We start from the raw sequence: 4,040 nt of genomic DNA, 5'->3' as shown, positions 1-4,040 counted from the left end.
TGGTAACTTCCATTTTACACGAATCCATTCATGGGCTTATTTTTTTAGCTGTCGCACTTCATATTACAATCCGTCATTTCAATAAATCGGCAGCCTAATCAACTCTCTTAACGAACAGATTATATTCTCTTATCAATAATATGTTTGTTGTCCTTAATCTCTTTCCTTAGCATTCTGATCTCATCAATGATGACGTCCATTTTTCCCGAGACCTTTGAGCTATCTATAGCACTTCGAATGATTATAACAAACAGGAGAAGACTCAACACCCAAAGAAATAAGCTAAAAAGAAAAAGATCCATATCCAAGCATATGCCTCCTCATTCACAACCTTCTATTCAAACATATATTAATACTAATCGCGCAATCCTGCCTGTTACTTCAACAAAGCAAAAAGGAGCTGCCTCCAAACAAGCTCCTCAACTCTCGTTTTCCATTAGTTTAATATGATATGCATCAGTGCTCGGAAAGTGGCAGCAAAGAAGTTTCCTTCGAACCAAGAGCGTAGCCCGCAGCGTAGATACGGTGTAATAGGATGCCTGTGCCTTCTTCGAAATACTTACATCATCAGTTATATTCACTATCGTTACCCTTTTGTTTAACAAACGTAGACCATTTTATCTAAAAAAAACACATTATCTTTGACAAGGCATAATAAACGTGTTTTTATTAAATTTATGCAAAAAAGGGCATGATGCCTAAAACCGGATAAACTATCGCAAAGTATTGTAGGGGTATAAAAAATAGTGTATGGCGATTTCCTAACTTGAACCGCTCTCCTGTTCTTTCATTCGTGAAAATTTCATCTTTATCTCTATTCAAACGCTTACCAATAAACCATACAGGTATAGCCGATAAGGTTAGACCGATAAAGTAAAACCAATGTGAGTTTTCATCACTAAATCCTAATGAAGCAAGTAGAGCAGCTATTAGTATAGGGAAAATGATACCGATAATTCCCCAACCTCTCCAAAAAATCATTACGATCATCCTTTTCTAAATAAATTTTACTACTATGTATCTATTTTCCATACCAAGTATACTTTCTGTGTAAGAAATAAATCAAGGGTTTATTCCTCCCGTTAGTTCAACATCTACGCGAATAGATCTTGATATTATCTTAAAGAGTATTTATTATTTTCGCTGATTTACTATAACGTTTCTGTATCTACGAGTCCGAGAGGCTTAAAGGAGCGCCAGCGACCGGGTCCATTTAAGATTTTCGTCCTCTTACTACCAAAAGAATATGTATGTTAAAATCCCAGATCTTCTTAGCGTTCAAAATCATTTCTTTACGTTCATCAAACCTTTTATTTATAAGTTCTTCTAGTTCTCTAGCATGTTCATATTCGTGTTCCAATTGATTTAGCCCTGTTACTAAACCTTCAATCGCTTGTTGACGGCCGTATTCAACCATTAGTAGTTTTTGCTCAATTCCATTACTCGAGTTATCAATAGCAACTGGTAATGCAATAGAATCAATTTCGACATCAACAAATCCTAGTTCTTCAAATAAAAGCAGAAAATGCATAGGTTCCATGGCAAAAGAACCTACCCCTCTATCCTGATCTTTCATGAACCATTTATGATTGATTGGTTCCCACAATTCTTTCTCGCGATCCGAAGCGGGCGGAACTGATGGAGGCAAAGATGCTATTGTTTTATCAGGACGTGCACTCAGGACCGAAACGACCCCACCTGGCCTGCACACACGCTTTTGTTCTAGTAGAAATTCTTTATTTGGAACATGTTCAATGACTGTATGAGATGTACATGCATCTACACTATTGGATTCCAAAGGAATCTTCAGTACATCTCCGTTCATATACTCTATATTTGTGTATCCTTGTTTAAGGGCTTCCTTCTTTGCGTATTCAATAAAATTTGTATCTCGGTCAATTCCAATGATTGGACTGTTACTACCCAACCATTTCGCTAACTTTCTAGTTAATGTTCCAGGTCCACACCCTAAATCCACTACCTTCATACCTGGTAATAATCCCATAGATTGTAGAAACATATCTTTACGGTCATCTCTAAATCTTAATTCTCGTGACAAATCTAATGTCTTTGGACCTTGAACAAAACTGGACCATAAATCATTCATTGTAATGGGACCTCGCTTTACAGGTTTATCGGATTAAAATCGTATTTCGGAGTTTCGCATAACGTTTTAGTATTTACGAACCTGAGAACCTTAATCCCCAACGGGGCGGCCGCGACGCAGTTAGGTGGTTTAGATGAAGTCAGCACCATCTTTATTTTAACTAACAAAAATGCTCTTAATATAAATCCCAATCAATAATCTCTTCAGAGTAACCGATTAATACTTCCATCTCATCGGGGAGATATTGTGTATCAAGAAAATATGCAGTTAATCGTGCGTGACCCTCTAGGACTACGATTCTTGAATTCTCATTACTAGAAACAAATATTAATCTCGGAAAAGTCTTACCGTTCTTGATATCTATTGAGATATCTATAAAGCCTTTATTACTAACCCCAAAAACTTCAATTTGATTATTTATGCTCGTTGATGCTATAAGAGGGAGTCTGGTTCCACTTGAGATTTCATTCCAGTAACTATAATTTATGTACATTACTTCTTTAAGATCTTGCTTATCGAAGATAGCACTATACCATTTAACATCAGAAGGGAAATTCTCAAATAAATCAACATTATTTCCGTACCCTCTTGCTTGCCCCAAAATATCTCGTCGTAGTTTGTTCTCTACTTCTACATTAATATTAGGGCTGGTTATAAAACTAATATCATTATCTCCAAGAGCATTAATTATTCTGTTCTTAAATCTAGCTGAGTATATCTCTGCAAGTAAGAATTCCGAGATGACAATGTCTTCTGAGACTTGATTTATTAACTTCACTGGATTTTCCCTCTCTATGATTGGTTAATGCTCCGTACTGATCTCATATAACATTCTGTATTTTTTTGATGCTGACGACTTCTTGAAATAACCAAAAAACTTCTCTTGTTTAATAGATATTGAATGATAGTAATTGTCTTAATTAAGAAAATAAAGACTTATAGATACAATGAAAAAAGGAAATGATATTAATAATAATTTATCAGTCCATTTGTTTCTTTGAATATTGTCTTCTTCCGAACTTGAATGATAATTTGCCCTCATTCGATCACCACTGACAAATGAACCAGAAAAAATCATTGCTAGTATTAGAAGACAAGTAGCAATTCCAATATTTATTTTTAAGGTGAGTCCCAAACCACCAATTATAAGTGTAATTAAACTGATAACCACACAACTTACAACACTTGTTATAAATACCTTCAATGGTCATCCCCCTTATTTGCTATCCATTGTTTTTATATCTATTTTCTAGTTCATTAATAAAAACATCAATTGGATATTGATAGTCTATTGACTTATATATAAATCTATTATTCCACTTATGACGCTTATCTTGATCCTTGAAATCTTTTTTTTCTCTTTCTAATGTTTTCATAACAAGCATGATTTCACTTTGTGTACTTAGGACACTTCGACTATCTGTTTTGGTTAATATAACCTCATTACAATCCTTAATATAGGAATCAGTTAATGCTTCAGCTATCTGTTCAACCTTTAAATATCTTTTTAGGTTTTCAATAAATATTTCTTTAACTTTGTTTGATTGATTACTTCTTATACCCGTAACTGTCAAACTCATTCTTGATAAATCATTCATAAAGACATAGTGTTTTTTTCCATAAAGCGTAAAATAGTTAACATGCCAACTTAAGAAAGGATCTAATATATCTACGATGTTTGGTTTTACATTGAGGTCTTTCAAGGTGTCTTTAGTTGCTTTCAATATTAGCATTTGATGTTTTCCTTTCTATATTTGCACAGTTTAGTTCGTGTCACTTAGGGTCGCAGGTGTGTCGCCTGAATTCACTTCCTTGGAATTGACCGAGGGACGGCTTGCCGGCCCGATGCCGGAATGCGGTGTTGGTATATTAAGCTCATCCCAGTTCATCGGGGATGAGCTTTTCTTTTATACTTAAAAGATCACCACTGGGT

The 4,040-nt window shown here is 35.0% G+C and carries 5 protein-coding genes; all 5 read right to left on the bottom strand.

The window, feature by feature from the left end:
• Positions 1–675: 675 nt before the first annotated feature.
• The 5 genes from AC3WTP_RS23220 to AC3WTP_RS23200 all read right to left on the bottom strand — a co-directional run bounded on the left by AC3WTP_RS23220 (position 676) and on the right by AC3WTP_RS23200 (position 3,840).
• Positions 676–981, bottom strand: coding sequence for a hypothetical protein (locus AC3WTP_RS23220; protein ID WP_492396996.1), 306 nt, complete (start codon positions 979–981; stop codon positions 676–678).
• 232 nt (positions 982–1,213) lie between these two features.
• Positions 1,214–2,107 (bottom strand): class I SAM-dependent methyltransferase, encoded by an 894-nt coding sequence (locus tag AC3WTP_RS23215; RefSeq protein ID WP_492396995.1) that lies wholly within the window; start codon positions 2,105–2,107, stop codon positions 1,214–1,216.
• A 175-nt stretch (positions 2,108–2,282) separates the two neighbouring features.
• Complete coding sequence (locus AC3WTP_RS23210; RefSeq protein WP_492396994.1) at positions 2,283–2,885, bottom strand: hypothetical protein; 603 nt, start codon at positions 2,883–2,885, stop codon at positions 2,283–2,285.
• A gap of 138 nt (positions 2,886–3,023) precedes the next feature.
• Positions 3,024–3,311 (bottom strand): DUF5316 domain-containing protein, encoded by a 288-nt coding sequence (locus tag AC3WTP_RS23205; RefSeq protein ID WP_492396993.1) that lies wholly within the window; start codon positions 3,309–3,311, stop codon positions 3,024–3,026.
• A 19-nt stretch (positions 3,312–3,330) separates the two neighbouring features.
• Positions 3,331–3,840 carry a DUF6933 domain-containing protein gene (locus tag AC3WTP_RS23200; RefSeq protein ID WP_492396992.1) on the bottom strand — a complete coding sequence of 170 codons (510 nt, stop codon included), beginning with the start codon at positions 3,838–3,840 and terminating at the stop codon, positions 3,331–3,333.
• Between the last annotated feature and the right edge of the window lie 200 nt (positions 3,841–4,040).

Source organism: Paenibacillus sp. EB106-04-04-XG159 (assembly GCF_058791835.1).
The sequence above is the reverse complement of the archived record's forward strand: the minus strand, read 5'-3'. Positions and strand labels throughout refer to the sequence as shown.

Excerpts from the sequence above, each read along its gene's own strand:
- AC3WTP_RS23220 (WP_492396996.1), bottom strand. The coding sequence starts at position 981 with ATGATTTTTTGGAGAGGTTGGGGAATTATCGGTATCATTTTCCCTATA.
- AC3WTP_RS23215 (WP_492396995.1), bottom strand. The coding sequence starts at position 2,107 with ATGAATGATTTATGGTCCAGTTTTGTTCAAGGTCCAAAGACATTAGAT.
- AC3WTP_RS23200 (WP_492396992.1), bottom strand. The coding sequence starts at position 3,840 with ATGCTAATATTGAAAGCAACTAAAGACACCTTGAAAGACCTCAATGTA.